Origin of the sequence: Mesorhizobium sp. Root552 (genome assembly GCF_001427285.1) — a bacterium.
GTDB lineage: Bacteria > Pseudomonadota > Alphaproteobacteria > Rhizobiales > Rhizobiaceae > Mesorhizobium.
Window position 1 is genome coordinate 296,951 of sequence record NZ_LMFV01000045.1, and the last position, 17,602, is coordinate 314,552.

Annotated in this window: 16 protein-coding genes; 7 read left to right on the forward strand and 9 right to left on the reverse strand. The window is 62.7% G+C overall.

The features are described from left to right. Nucleotides 1-779 precede the first annotated feature (779 nt). The 5 genes from glcF to ASD50_RS16480 form a co-directional block, all read right to left on the reverse strand. A complete protein-coding gene (glcF, locus tag ASD50_RS16460; protein ID WP_056243807.1) occupies nucleotides 780-2,090 on the reverse strand; it encodes a glycolate oxidase subunit GlcF in 1,311 nt (436 codons plus the stop codon). Nucleotides 2,091-2,169: 79 nt separating this feature from the next. After that, nucleotides 2,170-2,550, reverse strand: coding sequence for a DUF4870 family protein (locus ASD50_RS16465; protein WP_056243341.1), 381 nt, complete (start codon nucleotides 2,548-2,550; stop codon nucleotides 2,170-2,172). After that, the gene (locus ASD50_RS16470; protein ID WP_056243343.1) at nucleotides 2,547-3,803 is read right to left on the reverse strand and encodes an FAD-binding protein; all 1,257 of its coding nucleotides are present in this window, start codon (nucleotides 3,801-3,803) and stop codon (nucleotides 2,547-2,549) included. The genes ASD50_RS16465 and ASD50_RS16470 overlap by 4 nt, the downstream gene beginning before the upstream one ends. A gap of 3 nt (nucleotides 3,804-3,806) precedes the next feature. After that, nucleotides 3,807-5,303: an FAD-linked oxidase C-terminal domain-containing protein gene (locus tag ASD50_RS16475; protein ID WP_056243344.1), complete on the reverse strand. Its 1,497-nt coding sequence runs from the start codon at nucleotides 5,301-5,303 to the stop codon at nucleotides 3,807-3,809. A gap of 149 nt (nucleotides 5,304-5,452) precedes the next feature. Next, on the reverse strand, nucleotides 5,453-6,775 hold the full coding sequence (locus ASD50_RS16480; protein WP_056243347.1) for a DUF3422 family protein: 1,323 nt from the start codon (nucleotides 6,773-6,775) through the stop codon (nucleotides 5,453-5,455). Between the two features lie 216 nt (nucleotides 6,776-6,991). Between ASD50_RS16480 and ASD50_RS16485 the strand changes: the two genes are divergently transcribed. From ASD50_RS16485 to ASD50_RS16495, 3 genes are read left to right on the forward strand one after another with little or no spacing between them, the layout of a single operon-like run. After that, a complete protein-coding gene (locus tag ASD50_RS16485) occupies nucleotides 6,992-7,774 on the forward strand; it encodes an FCD domain-containing protein (RefSeq protein ID WP_056243809.1) in 783 nt (260 codons plus the stop codon). A 54-nt stretch (nucleotides 7,775-7,828) separates the two neighbouring features. Next, nucleotides 7,829-8,965: an alpha-hydroxy acid oxidase gene (locus ASD50_RS16490; RefSeq protein ID WP_056243349.1), complete on the forward strand. Its 1,137-nt coding sequence runs from the start codon at nucleotides 7,829-7,831 to the stop codon at nucleotides 8,963-8,965. Nucleotides 8,966-8,978: 13 nt separating this feature from the next. Continuing rightward, nucleotides 8,979-9,773 carry a metallophosphoesterase family protein gene (locus tag ASD50_RS16495; RefSeq protein WP_056243351.1) on the forward strand — a complete coding sequence of 265 codons (795 nt, stop codon included), beginning with the start codon at nucleotides 8,979-8,981 and terminating at the stop codon, nucleotides 9,771-9,773. On the opposite strand, the gene ASD50_RS23220 is transcribed toward ASD50_RS16495, so the two are convergent. Together ASD50_RS23220 and ASD50_RS16500 are read right to left on the reverse strand one after the other, a co-directional pair. Beyond that, a complete protein-coding gene (locus tag ASD50_RS23220) occupies nucleotides 9,746-9,886 on the reverse strand; it encodes a hypothetical protein (protein ID WP_162252029.1) in 141 nt (46 codons plus the stop codon). The genes ASD50_RS16495 and ASD50_RS23220 overlap by 28 nt on opposite strands. Before the next feature lie 312 nt (nucleotides 9,887-10,198). Further along, on the reverse strand, nucleotides 10,199-10,897 hold the full coding sequence (locus ASD50_RS16500; RefSeq protein WP_056243354.1) for a type 1 glutamine amidotransferase: 699 nt from the start codon (nucleotides 10,895-10,897) through the stop codon (nucleotides 10,199-10,201). Between the two features lie 107 nt (nucleotides 10,898-11,004). On the opposite strand from ASD50_RS16500, the gene ASD50_RS16505 reads away from it, so the two are divergent. After that, a complete protein-coding gene (locus ASD50_RS16505) occupies nucleotides 11,005-11,667 on the forward strand; it encodes a hypothetical protein (RefSeq protein WP_056243355.1) in 663 nt (220 codons plus the stop codon). 31 nt (nucleotides 11,668-11,698) lie between these two features. Then, nucleotides 11,699-12,433, forward strand: coding sequence for a 16S rRNA (uracil(1498)-N(3))-methyltransferase (locus tag ASD50_RS16510; RefSeq protein WP_056243811.1), 735 nt, complete (start codon nucleotides 11,699-11,701; stop codon nucleotides 12,431-12,433). A gap of 6 nt (nucleotides 12,434-12,439) precedes the next feature. Here ASD50_RS16510 and ASD50_RS16515 read toward each other — a convergent pair whose 3' ends face one another. After that, nucleotides 12,440-14,413, reverse strand: coding sequence for an AI-2E family transporter (locus ASD50_RS16515; RefSeq protein WP_056243358.1), 1,974 nt, complete (start codon nucleotides 14,411-14,413; stop codon nucleotides 12,440-12,442). 328 nt (nucleotides 14,414-14,741) lie between these two features. Here ASD50_RS16515 and ASD50_RS16520 point away from each other — a divergent pair, with 328 nt between their 5' ends. Beyond that, complete coding sequence (locus ASD50_RS16520) at nucleotides 14,742-16,115, forward strand: glutamate--cysteine ligase (protein ID WP_056243360.1); 1,374 nt, start codon at nucleotides 14,742-14,744, stop codon at nucleotides 16,113-16,115. Nucleotides 16,116-16,249: 134 nt separating this feature from the next. Next, nucleotides 16,250-17,158: a DUF937 domain-containing protein gene (locus tag ASD50_RS16525; protein ID WP_056243363.1), complete on the forward strand. Its 909-nt coding sequence runs from the start codon at nucleotides 16,250-16,252 to the stop codon at nucleotides 17,156-17,158. Between the two features lie 95 nt (nucleotides 17,159-17,253). Here the strand turns inward: ASD50_RS16525 and ASD50_RS16530 are convergent, their stop codons facing one another. Continuing rightward, the gene (locus ASD50_RS16530) at nucleotides 17,254-17,520 is read right to left on the reverse strand and encodes a DUF1127 domain-containing protein (RefSeq protein ID WP_056243365.1); all 267 of its coding nucleotides are present in this window, start codon (nucleotides 17,518-17,520) and stop codon (nucleotides 17,254-17,256) included. Between the last annotated feature and the right edge of the window lie 82 nt (nucleotides 17,521-17,602).

The following is a 17,602-nucleotide window of genomic DNA, read 5'->3' on the forward strand; positions in this document are numbered from 1 at the left end:
CGCCTCCCCGCAGAAACTTCACCCTCCCTTATCCCCACCCTGTCCATCTCCCGCATACTCATGCCATCGCCCTTGCGGGAGACCTGGTGCGCACCGGGTATCAGGGAAGGGCGTCGGTGCCGGATTGGTCGCATGACGGTGTGCGGACCTGGTGCGCACCGGGTATCAGGGAAGGGYGTCGGTGCCGGATTGGTCGCATGACGGTGTGCGGCTGGGTGATGAGCCCCCAAGTCCGGGCCTCGATCGGGGCTTTCGGCGTCATTGCTGCCCCCGGTGAGGCAAGACCACCGGACGGGCGGCCGCAAGGCCGCACTACTTAACTAAACGAGCGACCGAACGGCCGCCCGTCCTCCCGACCTCTATCGAGGTCAGTTCTTTGACAATGGCCAGACGGCATTAGCCGGGCGTGGCAACCATAAAGCATACCCATCTCTTCGTCATCCCAGGGCGGAGCAGGCCGAAGGCCGTTGCGAAGACCCTGGGATTCATGCCGTAACATCCCGGCAGCACGCAAATGGCGCAAAAGCAGGCCCCCTATTCTGAGCCGCCCTGCACCACACAATCCTCACGGCATGGATCCTCGGGTCGCGCCTGTCGCTACGCTCTGGCTTGCCCGAGGATGACGAAGCGGAAAACACTGCGTCATCCCGGAAGCGAGCCGAGCAAAGCGATGGCGAGGCCGTCCGGAATCCATTCCGTGAAGTTGAGGCAATCTAAAGCCGAACCAGAAGCCCCTCGGACAAAACCAGTGGCGGCGCTGTCCACCGGCCCGCCCCAGCTCAATGCGTCGTCAGCCCCTCAGGCTTCGGTCCGCCATAGGCCCAGTCGAGCAGCTTGACGGTGTGCACCACCGGCAGCTCCGCCGCCGATGCGATCTGGGTGATGCAGCCGATATTGCCGGTGGCGACGACGGCCGCGCCGGTCGCCTTGATGTTCTTCACCTTGCGTTCGCGCAGGCGCGCCGAAATCTCCGGCTGCATGATGTTGTAGGTGCCGGCCGAGCCGCAGCACAAATGCCCTTCGCGCGGTTCCTTGACGACGAAGCCCGCCTTGGCGAGCAGCGCTTTCGGCTGGCGTATGATCTTCTGCCCGTGCTGCATCGAGCAGGCCGAATGATAGGCGACCACCGTTCCCGGCTTTCGCGCCGGTTCCGGCAGGTCGAGCGTGTCGAGATATTCCGTCACGTCCTTGGCCAGCGCCGAAACCTTCGCCGCCTTTTGCGCATAGGCCGGGTCGAACCGAAGCATGTATCCATAGTCCTTGATCGTCGTGCCGCAGCCGGAGGCCGTGATCAAAATGGCGTCCAGACCGCCGGCCTCGACCTCGCGCGTCCAGGCATCGACGTTGCGGCGGGCAAAATCCAGCGCCTCCTCCTCGCGGCCCATGTGATGAACCAGCGCGCCGCAGCAGCCCTCGCCCTGCGGCACCACCACCTCGACGCCAAGGCGGTTGAGCAGTGAAATCGTCGCCTCGTTGATGCCGGGATCGAGCACCGGCTGGGCGCAGCCGGTCAGGATGGCGACGCGCCCGCGCCTTGCCGTCCCCTTGGCACTATGCGTGCCCGGCTTCGCCATCGCTGACTGCGCCGGCACCGTTGCCGGGGCAAGCCTCAGCATCGCCGCCAGCGGCTTCAGCGCAGCGACCTTCCCGAACACGCCGGCGAACGGCCTGCCGAGCTTCGCCAGTTTCAGCGCTGTGCGAAAGCGCGCCGGGTATGGCAGCACGAAAGCCAGGACCGCGCGGATCAGCCGGTCCGGCAGCGGCCGCTTGTAGGTCTTTTCGATATGCGCGCGGGCATGATCGACCAGATGCATGTAGTGGACGCCGGACGGGCAGGTTGTCATGCAGGCAAGGCACGACAGGCAGCGGTCGATATGGGTGACGATCTCCTTATCGGCGGCCCGTCCCCCTTCCAGCATGTCCTTGATCAGGTAGATGCGGCCGCGCGGGCTGTCGAGTTCGTTGCCGAGCGTGACATAGGTCGGGCAGGTCGCCGTGCAGAAGCCGCAATGCACGCAGGCGCGCAGGATCTTCTCCGCTTCCGCGACATGCGGGTCGGCAAGCTGGGCGAGCGAAAAATTGGTCTGCACGTCTGATGCCTCGATCTGGAGCAATTCCAGGAAAAGTGGGAACCGGTTTTCCGTCCGGAATTGCACGAAAATGTTAGTCTCAGGTTCCGAGGAACCAGCTTGTCGGGTTCTTGATCGGTTCGTTGCGTTGCAGCGCCTGCAAGCCTATCAGGCAGCGCGCGATGATCCAGATGGCGACGGCCAGCATCAGCACGACGCCGATCGCGGCGACGATCAGCACGGCCGAGATCAGCGCGTAGGCGAGCCCGATCCAGAAAGTGCGGATCAGGAAAGTGTAGTGGGTTTCGACCATGCCGCCGGCCTTGCCGCGGTTCATATAGGCCATCACCACGCCGACGATGGCCGTGATCCCGACGACGAAGCAGGCAAGGTAGAGGAAGTAGATCACCTGCGCATTGGTCGGGCCTGGCTCCAGCCAGCGGTCGGTCTTGCGTGGCGCGGTCGGGCCGGTGTCGCTCATGTCGATGCTCCTTCGGTTGCTGCATCGACTTTAGCAGATACGCCGCCCGCCATCATGCGGCCCGGATTGAGGATGTTGCTGGGATCGAATTCGGCCTTGAGGCGGGCGGAGAGCGCTGCAAGCGCCGGCGGCTGCGGCTGGAATACGGGAATGGCCGCGCGATAGGCCGGTGCCGCGCGCACCAGCGTCGCGTGGCCGCCGCCGAATTTCTTGACAAGCGCGCGCACCAGTTCAGCTTCCGGGTCGCCGGCGGCCATGGCCAGCCAGATCAGCCCGCCCTGCCAGTCGTAGAAGGCTTCGACCGCCGCCTGCATGCGCAGCGCCATGACCATGTGGTGCCCGTCGGCGGGTGCCATCGAAACGCGCCACACCGGCGTGTCGCTGCCGTCCGCGAATGGAGTGCAGTCGCGAACCTCCCGCCAAAGCGCCTGCGAGGCCGCGCCCGGGATTTCCTCCAGCGGCCCGGCGTTCTTCAAAAGGTCCTTGAGCTTGTTGATGCGGTAGGCGACCGATGGGCCGAACCCCTCGACCCTGAGCAGCGTCGCGGCATCGCTGCCGAGCGCTCCGTCCGCGACCCGTGTCACCGCCGGATAAGGCAGGTGCGCCGCGCTCGAGACTTCCGCGCTCGACCCGAGCGCGAGCGCCATCGCCGCGGCGGCGTTGTCGTCGAGCAGGCTGCGCACCGCAAGCGTGGTCTCGGTTTCCGCCGTGGGCAGCACCTTGAAGGTGACGTCGGTCGCCACCGCCAGCGTGCCCCAACTGTTGGCCATCGCCTTGGAAAGATCGTAGCCGGTGACGTTCTTCACCACGCGCCCGCCCGACTTGAAGGCTTCGCCCCGCCCGGAAACCGCATGGATGCCGAGGATATGGTCGCGTGCCGCACCGGCCTTCAGGCGGCGTGGCCCGGAGAGGTTGGCGGCGAGCACCCCGCCTATCGTGCCCCTTCCCGACTTGCCGCCGAGCAGCGGCCCGTAATCCATCGGCTCGAAGGCAAGCTGCTGGTTGTTCCTTGCCAGAAGCGTCTCGATCTCGGCAAGCGGCGTCCCGGCCTTCGCTGAAAGCACCAGTTCCGCCGGCTCGTAAAGCGTAACGCCCGCGAGCTTCGACAGGTCGAGCGTGTGCTCGGCCTGCGATGGCCGGCCGATGCCGCGCTTCGAGCCATGCCCTATGATCTCCAGCGGAGCTTGCTCGGCCGCAGCCCACCGCACGGTTGAAAACACATCCTCGGCATTTTCAGGGGTGAAGGTAGTCATCCCTCAAAACCTCGGAATGTCAGGAAACGCCACCTGTCCGCGATGGACATGCATGCGGCCGAGCTCGGCGCAGCGCCGCAGTTGCGGAAACACCTTGCCCGGATTGAGCAGATGGTTGGGATCGAACGCACATTTGACCCGCATCTGCTGGTCGAGGTCTGCCTGGTTGAACATTTCCGGCATCAGGTCGCGCTTTTCAACGCCGACGCCATGCTCGCCGGTTAGCACGCCGCCGACCTTGACGCATAGCCGCAAGATGTCGGACCCGAATGCTTCGGCCTTGTCCAGTTCGCCCGGGATATTGGCGTCGTAGAGGATCAGCGGGTGCAGGTTGCCGTCGCCGGCGTGAAACACATTGGCGACGCGCAGGCCATATTGCTCGGAAAGCTCGCGCATGCCGGCCAGCACCCGCGGCAGTTCCTTGCGCGGAATGGTGCCGTCCATGCAGTAATAGTCGGGCGAAATGCGGCCGACCGCCGGGAACGCCGCCTTGCGCCCGGCCCAGAAGGTCAGCCGCTCCTGTTCGCTTTGCGAGATGCGGCAGGTTGTCGAGCCATTGTCGATGGCGATCTTCTCGACAAGCCCGATGAGGTGATCGACCTCTACCGCAGGTCCGTCGAGTTCGACGATCAAAAGTGCTTCGCAATCGAGGGGATAGCCGGCATGGACGAAGTCTTCCGCAGCGTGGATCGCCGGCCGGTCCATCATCTCCATGCCGCCGGGGATGATCCCCGCCCCGATGATATCGGCAACGCACTGGCCGCCCTGCTCGCTGGTCGGAAAGGCGATCAGCAGGGCGCGCGCCGTTTCGGGCTTCTTGAGAATGCGCACCGTAACCTCGGTGACCACGCCAAGCAGGCCTTCGGAACCGGTCATCACGCCAAGCAGGTCGTAGCCTTCGCTGTCGAGATGCTTGCCGCCCAGGCGTATCACTTCGCCGTCCATCAGCACCATCTCGATGCCGAGTACGTTGTTCGCCGTCAGGCCGTATTTCAGGCAATGCACGCCGCCGGAATTTTCCGCGACATTGCCGCCGATCGAGCAGGCGATCTGGGAGGATGGATCGGGGGCGTAATAAAAACCCTCCTGCTCGACGGCGGTGGTGATGCCGAGATTGGTGACGCCGGGCTGCGCCACCACGGTGCGGTTGGGAAAATCGATCTCAAGGATGCGGTTGAAGCGGCTCATCACCAGAAGCACGGCGTCTTCCAGCGGCAGCGCTCCGCCGGACAGGGATGTACCCGAACCGCGCGGCACGACGCGGATGTTGCGCTCGTTGCAGTATTTGAGCACGCGCGACACCTGCGCCACCGTTTCCGGCAGCACCACCACCAGCGGCAATTGCCGGTAGGCGGTAAGCCCGTCGCTCTCGAAGGCACGCATTTCGTTCACGGCATCGACCACGCCCTCACCCGGAACGATGATGCGCATGTCGGCGACGATCTCGGCGCGCCGGCCAAGTGTCGCTGCATCGGGTTTCGGCATCGCCAGGCCGGTCATCGGCAGTCCTCATCAATACTGGTAAAAAGCCTTTACCAGTTCGAATGCGTGCTTGCAAATTGTGCTTTGGTGGGGTTTTGGCGCACGACGCGCCCGAAATTCCGCAGCGTCAATCTGACGCTGCGTGCAATCAAAATGGCGGGCAAAGCCTATTCGCTGGCGGCCTTGCCGTGTTCGGAATGATGATGACGGATGCGGCGCACCGCCCACCATACCAAAAGCAATGCCACCGGCACGGCCGCAGCGGTGATCACTTCGGGCGCAAAAGCATGGCCGAACAGCGCTGCGCCCTTGGCAAGGTAGCTGATCAGGCCGACGACATAGTAGGAAACGGCTGCAACCGAGAGGCCCTCGACCGTCTGCTGGAGGCGCAGTTGCAGGCGGGCGCGATTGTTCATCGAGGCGAGCAGGTCGCGGTTCTGCTTTTCCACCTCGACATCGACCCATGTGCGCAGCAGCGTAGTGGCGCGCGTCAGCTTGCGCGACAGGTTGGCTTGCCTTTCTTCGACCGAACGGCAAGTGCGCATCGCAGGCGCCACGCGACGCTGCAGGAAGCCGCCCCAGGTGTCGTAGCCCGGGACCGCTTGTTCATCGAGCGCTTCCAGCCTTTCGCGCACGATGCCGTCATATGCGCGGCTGGCGCCGAAGCGGTAAAGGCTGGAAGCCGCGTCTGCTTCCAGTTCGGCGGCAAGTTCTGTCAGGTCGGCAAGCAGCGTCTGGCTGTCGCGCGTCTCGGCGTCCTTCATTTCCCGGGTGATTACAGCTAGCCGGTCCTCGATGCGACGCACCCGCCCGGATAGCGAAAGCGCCATCGGCAGGCCGAGCATGGCCAGTGTCCGGTAGGTTTCGATATCGATCAGCCGTTGCGACAGCGCACCGGTCCGAGCCGGCGTCAGCCCGCGATCCAGCACCAGGATTCGCGTCAGGCCGTCGCCGTCCTGCCGGAAATCTGTCACGATGGCAGCATTGCCTCTTTCCACCAGAGAATAGCACAGGCTGGTCGGGTCGAAGCCGGCAATCAGCTTCTCGCTGGCCGGCGTCCATTTGCGGATTTCGAGCCTTATGCCGGAAATCACCGTTCCGGGCGGGGAAAAGCCGTGCCCAAAAGGTGAATCTTCCTGCACCTTGCCAGCCTCGGACAGTGGGCCTTCCCACAGATAGGTCGAGAATTCGGTGTGGCGTTCCCAACGGAGTGACCCCTTGCCCCATTTCATCGCATGGTGGCGTGCCTGCCGGTCGGGCGCAGCGATGCCAAGGCGGCGGGACAGTTCCGACAGCACGGCGTGGTCGACGCTCGAGCCGCCCTCGGTCATGAATGAGAGTTGCACCAGCACGCGCGGCTTCTCGACCAGAGGATGCGGGCGGGAATGGACTTCGCCCAGCGCACCGGGCCGGCCTTCATGGGCCGGGAATCCCATGACGGACCCCGTCGGGCGCGGCTTGAATTCCAGGTTTGATGGATCGTCCGACACGGTGGGGCCCCTAGGTCGTAGTGACGAATGTGCGCTTTCAAGCAACGCGTCCCTCTAGTGCTAAACCTCCGGCGACGCAAACAAGAACTTGCCCTTCACTACCACATCGTTCGCAGTCGGGTTCGGGTCGAGCAACCCCAATTGGATAAATTATTTGACCAGTATTGGCGGTTGCCTTAATGCTGGGCTCCACGGGCTCTTTTGTTGGGCACTTCGTTGACGGACATTTTCTCAAGGATCGAACATTCGCGCACGGCCGACGAGGTGGTGCAGCAGATAGAGATCCTTATCCTGGAAGGCGTGCTGCGCACCGGCGATCGTTTGCCGGGCGAGCGTGAGCTGGCAAAGCAGTTCGAGGTCTCGCGGCCGATCCTGCGCGATGCCCTGAAGCTGCTCGAAGCGCGAGGCCTTCTGGTCACCCGCCACGGCGGTGGCACCTATGTCGCTGATGTCATTGGACAGGTGTTTTCAAAGCCGGTGATCGAGCTGATTTCCAGCCACCGCAAAGCTGCCGCCGACTATCTCGAATATCGCCGCGAGATCGAGGGCGTCGCCGCCGAATACGCCGCGCGCCGAGCAACCGCCGACGACCTCGCCCTTCTCGGCGCAATTATTGCCCGCATGGACGAGGCGCATCGCAGCGGCGACTTCGTCGACGAAGCGGAGGTCGATGTCGAATTCCACCACGCCGTCGGCGAATGCGCGCACAACATCATCCTCTTGCACACGCTGCGCTCCTGCTACCGGCTGTTGTCGGAAGACGTTTTCCAGAACCGCCTCACCGTTTTTGCGCTGCCGGGTGCGCGTGAGAAACTGTTGGCGCAGCATCATGATATTTATGACGCGATCAGGGCCGGCGACCCCGCCGCTGCCCGCAAGGCCGCGATGGACCACATCACCTATGTCGAGCGCGCCGCCAATGAGGCGGAACGTCATGGCGACTGGCAGCGCGTGTCGCGGCTCCGGCTCCGGCAGCGCTCCGATGGCAACGACAGCTGACGGCCTTTACGGCCCAATATCAACCATCACCGCTTCTTCTTGATTGGAACATCCATGGGCGAAATCCTCACCATAGACGATCTCAAGCAACGCGCGCGGCGGCGTGTGCCGAAGATGTTCTTCGACTACGCCGATTCCGGCGCTTGGACCGAAAGCACCTATCGCGCCAACGAAGAGGATTTCGGCAAGATCAAGCTGCGCCAGCGCGTGCTTGTGGACATGACCAACCGCTCGCTCGAAACCACCATGCTGGGCGAAAAAGTCTCCATGCCTGTTGCGCTGGCCCCGACCGGGTTGACCGGCATGCAGCATGCCGACGGCGAGATGCTGGCGGCGCAGGCGGCTGAGGAATTCGGCGTGCCGTTTACATTGTCGACGATGAGCATCTGCTCCATCGAGGACGTTGCCTCGGTAACCAAGAAGCCGTTCTGGTTCCAGCTTTACGTTATGCGGGATCGCGACTTCGTCTACAATCTGATCGACCGCGCCAAGGCGGCGAAGTGTTCGGCGCTGGTTCTTACGCTTGACTTGCAGATCCTCGGCCAGCGGCACAAGGACCTGCGCAACGGTCTGTCAGCTCCGCCCAAGTTTACGCCCAAGCACATCTGGCAGATGGCGACGCGGCCGGGCTGGTGTCTTGGCATGCTGGGCACCCAGCGGCGTACGTTCCGCAACATCGTAGGCCACGCCAAGGGCGTCGGCGACCTTGCCTCGCTTTCGTCATGGACCAGCGAACAGTTCGATCCGCAATTGTCATGGAGCGATGTCGAGTGGATCAAGCAGCGCTGGGGTGGCAAGCTGATCCTCAAGGGCGTTCTCGACAAGGAAGACGCTGTCATGGCTGCCAAGACAGGTGCGGACGCCATCATCGTCTCCAACCATGGTGGCCGCCAGCTGGACGGCGCGCCGTCCTCCATCTCGGTCCTGGAAGACATAGCGACAGCCGTCGGCGACAAGCTCGAAGTGTTCATGGATGGCGGCATCCGATCGGGCCAGGATGTGCTGAAGGCGCTCTGCCTCGGCGCAAAGGGCACCTTTATCGGTCGTCCGTTCCTCTACGGCTTGGGCGCCGGTGGCAAAGAGGGCGTCACCACGACGCTGGAAATCATCCGCAAGGAGCTCGATACGACATTGGCGTTGTGCGGAAAGCGCGACATAAGGGACGCTGGCAAGAACCTCCTTTATCGGTGACCCTGGAGAGCGCGTGGCGGAAACCGGCATCCACTTCAACGAGGCGAAGTCTCCGCAAGGCATGCGCCTCTATGCGATCGGCGATATCCACGGGCGGCTCGACCTGCTCAAGATCATGCATCGTCATATCGCGGACGAGTTGACTTCGAAGCCGCCGGCGGATTGGCGCATCGTCCATCTCGGCGACTATGTCGACCGGGGTCCCGATTCCAAAGGGGTGCTCGACTTCTTGATCGCCGCGAGCGTGCGCGATCCACGCAATGTCATGCTGGCCGGCAACCATGATGCCGGCTTCGTGGATTTCATGGAAAGTCCCGATCCCAATGGGCTGTTCATGGCGTTCGGCGGTATCGAGACAGCGCTTTCCTACAACGTCAACCTGCAGCGCAGGGGACTTTTCAAAAGCTCGGAGCGTACCGTGCAGGAAGGCCATGCGGCGCTTCTGAACGCTGTACCGGCCACGCATCTCGACGCCTTGCGCGCCCTGCCTCGTTCATTCGAAGCCGGTGATTTCTTCTTTTGTCATGCGGGCGTCAGGCCGGGCATTCCGCTGGCCGATCAGCTTGAGCATGACCTGATCTGGATACGGGGCGAGTTCCACGCGCACGCGGCGCTTTATCCAAAGGTGATTGTCCACGGCCACACGCCCGTCGCAGAAGTCGACGTGCGGGCAAACCGCGTCAATCTCGACACCGGTGCATACAACACAGGAAAGCTCAGCGCGCTCACCGTTGACGGTGTATCAAAAGGTGTTCTGACTGTGACGGAAGCAGGCGTTGCTCAGCGCAGCGTGGCGGTCACGCCGTAGCCGTCCACGGCGTTGTGGTCATTGGCCGCGTCGGCGGCGTAGATACCGAGGCCGCCGAATACGATTGCCGACAGCATGGCGAAGGTCAGAAGGGCTGCTTTCACGGATGTCATCTCAGATTGAGCCTTCCGGTGGTCTTGCATGGACAGGTTACCGTTGCGTTGAAACGCGTAATTTTCTGAAAAGTTTCGTGACTGAAAGTTCGGCGGGCACCACATTCCGGATCTGTGTTGCCGAATGGTGACAGCGGCGTCGCCAGCCCCGGCAGCGATACCGGGCGGGCTTCTAGCGGTACCAGTGCACACAAGCCAAGGTGGAAAATTTCAATCCACAGCGGATTCCAAAGCGAGTGCCAAAATTGTCACTAGCGGCCGGCGCGGTAGAGAAAATTCATCCTTATCCCGCCAGCAAACGGGCGGTATTTGTCAGATCGCGGCAACCCATGCGCGCGCGATCGTCAGCCCTGCCGCGTCGGCTTGCGGGCCATGTTGCGCCATCTCTTCTTCTAGCCGGCCGGCCCAACCGGGCTGCTTCGTGGCAATCAGCTCCGCAAAGCTTTCGCTCCACTGCCGCACCATCGGCCGGTCGGCTTCGAAATGGAACTGGAAGCCGTAAGTGGCGCGGCCAATGCGGAACGCCTGGTTGCCTGTAACCGAGCTGGCGGCCAGCCGTACCGCGTCCGGCGGCATCGAAAATGTGTCGTCATGCCATTGGAAGATCGGAAAACGGTCCGGCAGCTCGCACAGCACGCCGTCCTCGCTTGCTTCCTCGGTCAGCGACACTTCCCGCCAGCCGAATTCCGTCGAGCCGCCGATCCTGTTGTGCCCGCCGAAGGCCCGTGCGATCAATTGGCTGCCAAGGCAGATGCCGAGCACGGCGCGATCCCTGGCCTCGAAGTCACGGATCAGCTCGAGCAGCACAGGGAAATAAGGATAGGCCTGGTCTGCCAGCGCATTTTGCCCGCCGCCAAGCACCACCAGCGCATGATGGTCACGGGAATCGCCGGGCAGAGGCTCTCCGCGATACGGTTTGCACAAGTCGATCTCGCCCCCGACCTCGGCGATTGCTGCGCCGACCTGGCCGAGGCCGGTATTTTCGTAATTCTCGACGACCAGCACCCGCATCGAAACCCCGCCGTTCAGCCATGCGATGACAAAGACAGCGCTTGCGATATCATGATGGCGGCGGCAGAGCCAATAACGGGCTGGTTGTAGAAATCGGAAAAAGCACTATGCCACTTCAGAACCGGGTCGATCCGTTCGGCTCGATCCACGCTGTCCCGGATCGAGGGCTTTTCACCGGCAATCGCGGCATCATCCACGACCCCGACACCAGAATGCTGATGAAGAAGCGCTGGGCGCTCAAGGCCTGGATTATCTGCGTGTGCGAATTCCGAAATGTGCGCCGCATACCGATGGGTCGCAATCGGCCGGGCGGCCCCGGTGAACCTGACAAAGCCGGCTGGACGGAACTGTTCTTCCTTGACGAGGTCACGGCGCTTGCCGCCGGCCATCGACCCTGCTTCTACTGCCGCCGCGAGCGGGCCAAGGATTTCGTCGGTTGCTTTGGCGAAGCGTTCAAGATTGCCGAGCCGCGCGCGCCGCAACTGGACCAGCGCCTGCACAAGGAACGGTTGGCTTCGGGAGGCAAGCCAGTGCCGACCCCTGCTGCGCAACTTTCTGACCTGCCGGATGGCGCGATGGTAAGCGATGGAGCCAGTTGCTACGCCTTGCGCGGCGGCGTTGCCCTGCACTGGTCATTCGCCGGCTATAGAGAAGCTGTGGTTCCTGCCAGTCTTTCCGGCCGGCCTCTGCAGCTTCTGACCCCCGCGACGACATTGGCCGTGCTTAACCGTGGCTACCGGCCCGTCTGGCATCCGTCCGCGCCGGCTTGACGCTCCGCTCGGGCTGCCGCATGTCTGGCCCATGCGCGCAAACTATCGACTGCAACGCCTGTTCGTGCCGAACGACCTTTCCGCCGGAGCCGAATTCGAGGCCGATCCGCAGCAGAGCCACTACCTTGCCCATGTGCTGCGACTTGCCGACGGTGCCGGACTCCTGCTGTTCAACGGGCGGGACGGTGAATGGTCGGCCTCGGTTGCCGGCAAGACGAAGAAGGCGGTAAGTCTTGCCGTCGGAACCTTGCAGCGGCCGCAGCCGCCTTTGCCCGATCTGGTCTATTGCTTTGCGCCGCTGAAGCAGGGGCGTCTGGACTACCTTGTTCAAAAGGCCGTCGAGATGGGCGCGGGCGTCCTGCAGCCGGTCATCACCCAGCACACGCAGGTGCCGAAGCTTGGCATCGACCGGCTGAAGGCCAACGTGATCGAGGCCGCCGAGCAGTGTGGCATCCTCGCCATTCCCGAGGTGCGCGAAGCCGAAAAGCTCGAACGTGTTCTGGCTGGCTGGGATGCCGGGCGGCGGTTGGTGTTTTGCGACGAAGACGCTTCAACCAACAATCCAATGCCGGCGCTCAACAAGATTTCAGAACAGAAGCTGGCCCTTCTGGTCGGCCCCGAAGGCGGCTTTTCCGACGAAGAGCGCAAAATGCTACGCGCCTTGCCGTTCGTGACGGCGATCCCGCTCGGGCCTCGCATCCTGCGCGCCGACACGGCAGCGGTTGCAGCACTTGCCGTCATCCAGGCCAGCATCGGCGACTGGTAGAACCTATCAGGCCTTCGCTGTTGCTGCCGCTTTCGGCCGGGTTCGCTTGCGCGAAAGGCGGCTCGCCGTTGCTTTCAAGGGCACGGCCTTCTTGTCGGAAAGACCCGAAATCACCGCTTCGGCAATAGATGCAGCGACGAAATCGGCGTTGACGGCCTCCGCCGTCAGCGGCTTGTTCTCGTCGTCCTCCAGCCGAGGGAGCAGGATTCCGACACGCAGCCCGCGCTTGGCCCGCTTCAGGCGGCGCACTGCATAGCGGGCATGCGCCGCCGACCTCGAATTGAGGAAAGCGACGACAGCTGTATTGGCGTTCTTGAGGTCGAGCAGGCCGACATTTCCGGGCTCCAGCGCAACGTGACTTGCGCTGGTGGCAGCGGCCCCTTGCACTTCCAGAACCTGCGCCAGCATGGCGGCGACGGCATCGTCGATTTCGCCGCGCCCGCCGAGGCAAAGCAGCGCCTTGCCTTCACCGTCCGGGAGGTCCGGCGTTTCGGTTTCCTCCGCGTCTTCGCCGAGCAGATCCGGCTCCTCCTTGGCGGAAGACGCATCTTCTTCCTCGTCCTCCTCCTCTTGCGCTACCTCTTCCAGGTTGGAAACGAGCGCTTGTGCGCTCGCGGCCAGCTTGCGCCGCTGCTCGTCGGACATCACGCCGCGCTGTCGGTCCTGTTCGCCAAGCAGCAGGGCCGGTATCCCGATACGGTCGTAGTAATCGACCAGATATCGATCCTCGAGGAATTCCTCGGCATTGTCCGTCGCCTCGTCCGGATCACCGGCCAGCAGGCGCTGGTAAAGCCGCGTGTGTGGTTCAAGCACTGGTTCGTTGCCCAAAAGCACGTCAAGGAAGGCGAATTGCGGCACATGTCGGCCGAGCACGACGAGGCACACGGTCAGCGGCGTCGACAGGATCAGGCCGAGCGGCCCCCATAGCCAGGTCCAGAAAATCGCCGACACGATGATTGCCAGCGGCGAGAGTCCGGTGCGCGAGCCATAAAGCCACGGCTCGACGATGTTGTTGATGATGAGCTCCATCACGATGAACAGCGCAGCGGTCCACAGCACCAGCGACCAGCCGGGCGCAATGGCCAGCGCCAGCAGCAAGGGCAGCAGCATGGCGATCGCCGGTCCGATATAAGGCACGAAGCGCAGCACCAGCCCCAGCAGGCCCCACAGCGGCGCATTGGGTATGCCGATCAGCCAGAGCCCGATAGCTACGGGTATTGCATAGCTGGTGTTCACCACCAATTGCATCAGTAGGTAGCGCCCAACGCGCTTGCCGGCATCCTGCAGCGCTTCCGTGGTGCGGTGAAGGTCGCTGTAGCCGACAAGCCTGATGAAGCGGTCGCGCAGATCTTCGCGTTCCAGAAGCATGAAGATGACGACCACGATGATGAGGCCTGCAGTGGCAAAGGGGCTGGCCAGTGGCACGATCACGTTCTTCAGCGTGTCGATGGTGGTTTGTCGCGTCACGATCTCGACTGGCAAAGGCTTTTGCGGTTCCGTCTCTGCCGTAGGAGCACTCGGTTGTTGCGTACCTCTTTCCAACTCGGCGCCGACGCGCTCGACCGCGCCGCTTAATCTTTCGATGATGCCGCCATTGGCGCCCATCTCTTTGAGCGAACGGACCTTTTCCAGAATGTTGATCTGGTAGGTGGGAATGTTCTGGGCAAGCGTGGTCACTTGCGACGCCACGATGAAGGAAAACAGCCCGATCGCCATGAAAGCCAACACCACGGTAAGGATGACGGCGGGTAGCTTGGGAAGCGAACGTTTGCGCAGCGCCGAAACCATCGGGGCCAGTGCAAATGTCAGCAGGAAGGCGACGGCCAGCGGCAGGAAGACTTCGCGCCCGAGATAAAGCACGGCGGTGACGCCAACCAGCGTGAACGCCGTCGGTATGGCAGGCCGCACCATTTCGGCGTTGTCGGACGACCCGGCGCCGCTCCGTACCGGCCTGTCGCGCGCATCGTCCGTGGCAGCCATGAAAGCCCCTCTCGCTAGTACAGTCACGCCGGCAACCCGGCGTGACGATAGTCGGTTTCCCTGGAAGACGCGACTGGAAGCGTCGCAGCGATGCCGTCATCTCAAAAATGCGGACCGCGTCGCAAGGTTCCGGCGAACAACAGTTTGACAGGGCGCAACGAGCAAAAGAGGCTGCCGGTATCTCTATGCCGCCGATGGCCGGCGCGCAGACGCGATACCTAAGTGAAGTTTCCTTGAGGCGACGCTTAATAGTTTTTGCTTGATCGGCTACCGACATATCGTCCAAGTAGCGCGGCGATTTTCCCCGATCGCCCCCGAAGAGGTTTTCATGGCGCGCGACACCACCGATTTCAGGCCGATAGAGGGCGTCGACGAACTGGTTGCCTATCTGGCGGCCGGCTGCAAGCCGCGTGACAAATGGCGCATTGGCACCGAGCACGAGAAGTTTCCCTTCTACGTCGATGGCAACGCGCCGGTCCCTTATGGCGGCGACCGCGGCATCCGCGCCATTCTGGAAGGCATGCAGGAAAAGCTCGGCTGGGATCCCATCATCGATGCCGGCCGCATTATCGGTCTGGTCGAGCCGACTGGGCAGGGCGCGATTTCGCTGGAACCCGGTGGTCAGTTCGAACTGTCGGGCGCGCCGCTGGAAAACATCCACCAGACCTGCCGCGAAGGCAACGCGCACCTGGCGCAAGTGCGCGAAATTGCCGAACCACTCGGCATTCGCTTCCTCGGCCTCGGCGGCAGCCCGAAATGGACGCTGGCCGAAACGCCGAAAATGCCCAAGTCGCGTTATGAGATCATGACGCGCTACATGCCAAAGGTCGGCACCAAGGGCCTCGACATGATGTACCGCACCTGCACCATCCAGGTTAACCTCGACTTCGAGAGCGAAGCCGACATGCGTCGCAAAATGCAGGTGTCGCTCAAGCTGCAACCCCTGTCGACGGCACTGTTTGCCAATTCGCCCTTCACCAATGGCAAGCCGAACGGAATGCAAAGCTGGCGTGGCGACATCTGGCGCGACACCGACAACCAGCGCGCCGGCATGCTCGAATTCTGCTTCTCGCCGGATTTCGGCTTTGCCGACTATGTCGAGTGGGCGCTCGACGCGCCGATGTATTTCGTCATTCGCGAAGGCGAATATCGCGATATGACCCACATCACTTTCCGACAGTTCATGGCAGGTGCCGCCCGCAACGAGATCCCGGACGGCATGCCAACAATGGGCGACTGGGCAAACCATCTCTCGACGCTCTTCCCCGACGTCCGGTTGAAGCGCTTCCTCGAAATGCGTGGTGCCGATGGCGGTCCGTGGCGGCGTATCTGTGCCTTGCCCGCCTTCTGGGTAGGTCTGCTCTACGATGAGGAGGCGCTGGACGCGGCGGAAAACCTCACCGCGAGCTGGAGCTACCAGGAAGTATTGGCGATGCGCGATGCCGTGCCTGAAATGGGCATCTCGGCGCCTTTCCGGAACGCGACATTGCGCGAGCTTGCGCGCGAGGTGCTTGCGATTTCCCGGCTTGGCTTGAAGAACCGGGCGAAACTCAACCGCGACGGCTACGATGAAACCTCCTTCCTGCAGACGCTGGACGAAGTGGTCAGCCGCGGCACCACCAGCGCCGAGGAGATGCTGTCCGCCTACCACACACGTTGGGGCGGTTCGATCGAACCGGCTTTCCTGGAATACGCGTACTAAGATCCTGTTCTTCCCCTGTTAGAAGGTCTCCGGACGGGTCCGAGAATTAAGCTCGCGCTCTGGTGGAAATCGCTTCAACAAGGGCGGGAAAACCTCTAGCCTTCGTCCCCGGCGAAATCTTCGAGGAGACGGACATGCTGAACCTGTTTGACATGCTGAACCAGGCCCAGAATGGCCAGGGTATGGACATGCTGGCCCGGCAGTTCAATCTTTCGCGCCAGCAGGCCGACCTTGCGGTTGAGGCTCTGTTGCCAGCCTTCTCGCAAGGGTTGAAGCGCAACACCTCGGATCCCTACGGACTTGGCGGCTTTCTCAATGCAATGGCCAGCGGCCAGCACGCCAAGTATTTCGAAGATGCCAGCCGGGCTTTCTCGCCGCAGGGTGTCGATGAAGGCAATGGCATATTGGGGCATCTGTTCGGCTCGAAGGATCTCTCTCGCGCCGTGGCCGCGCAAGCAGCCCAGGCCACAGGCATCGGCCAGCAACTGTTGCAGCAGATGCTGCCGGTCATCGCTTCGATGGTCATGGGCGGGTTGTTCAAGCAGTCGACAAATCAGATGCAGGCAGGCGGCTTCGGTGGCGGCAACAATCCGCTTGGCCAGATCATCGAAGAGATGATGAAGCAGTCCGGTGGTCTGGGCGGCGGGCAGGCGGCTCCGCAAAGGCGCGCGCCACAGCCCTCGCAACAGCCCGACAATCCGTTCGGCAACAATCCTCTTGGCGATACGCCGTTCGGCAAGGTCTTGCAGGACATGTTCGGCGGCGGTGCGCAGCAAATGCCGCAAGGTCGTACCCAACAACCGCAGAACCCTCTCGGCGACAATCCGTGGGGCAAGGTGCTGCAGGATATGTTTGGAGGTAGCCAGCAGGAGCACGCCGAGCCGCAACGGCGCGCGCCGTCCGAGCCAGAGGCGAAGAAGAACCCCTATGACGACATTTTCGGCCAGATGTTCGAAACCGGTCGCCAGCAGCGCGACGACTACCAGAAAGGCGTCGAATCGGTCTTCGACCAGTTCCTGCGCGGCATGGACCGCAACAGGTAAGCATGCATGCGAAAATGCCCGGTCCGTGAAGGACCGGGCAATCATGCAGGCAGCCGGAAGGGAAACCGGCAGGGAGTGGGGGAGCCTGCAGTAAACTAGAGGCTTTCGATGCGATCCGCCGCAATCGCTCTCAACTTCACCGTCGGGTCGGCGCCGAATGGACCGTCGATGGCGACATGGAGATCGGCGCGGGTGAGCCCGATATCGGCAAGCTCGGCATCGGACATCTCGCCGAGGCGATAAAAGGCGCGCCGGTTTTTCCACGCCTTGTAGGAATTGACGACAGCATTCGCGACGCGCGTCGCAACAGCCGGACGCGTGGAGATGCGTGAAGCTTCGGCGGCGAATTCATACGCGGTCATGTCAGTCTCCTTGAGGTTCGGACACACGAATCCGATCGCGAGCGTGGGAGATCGCCAGACGTCGGTTCGATTCACATGCCTT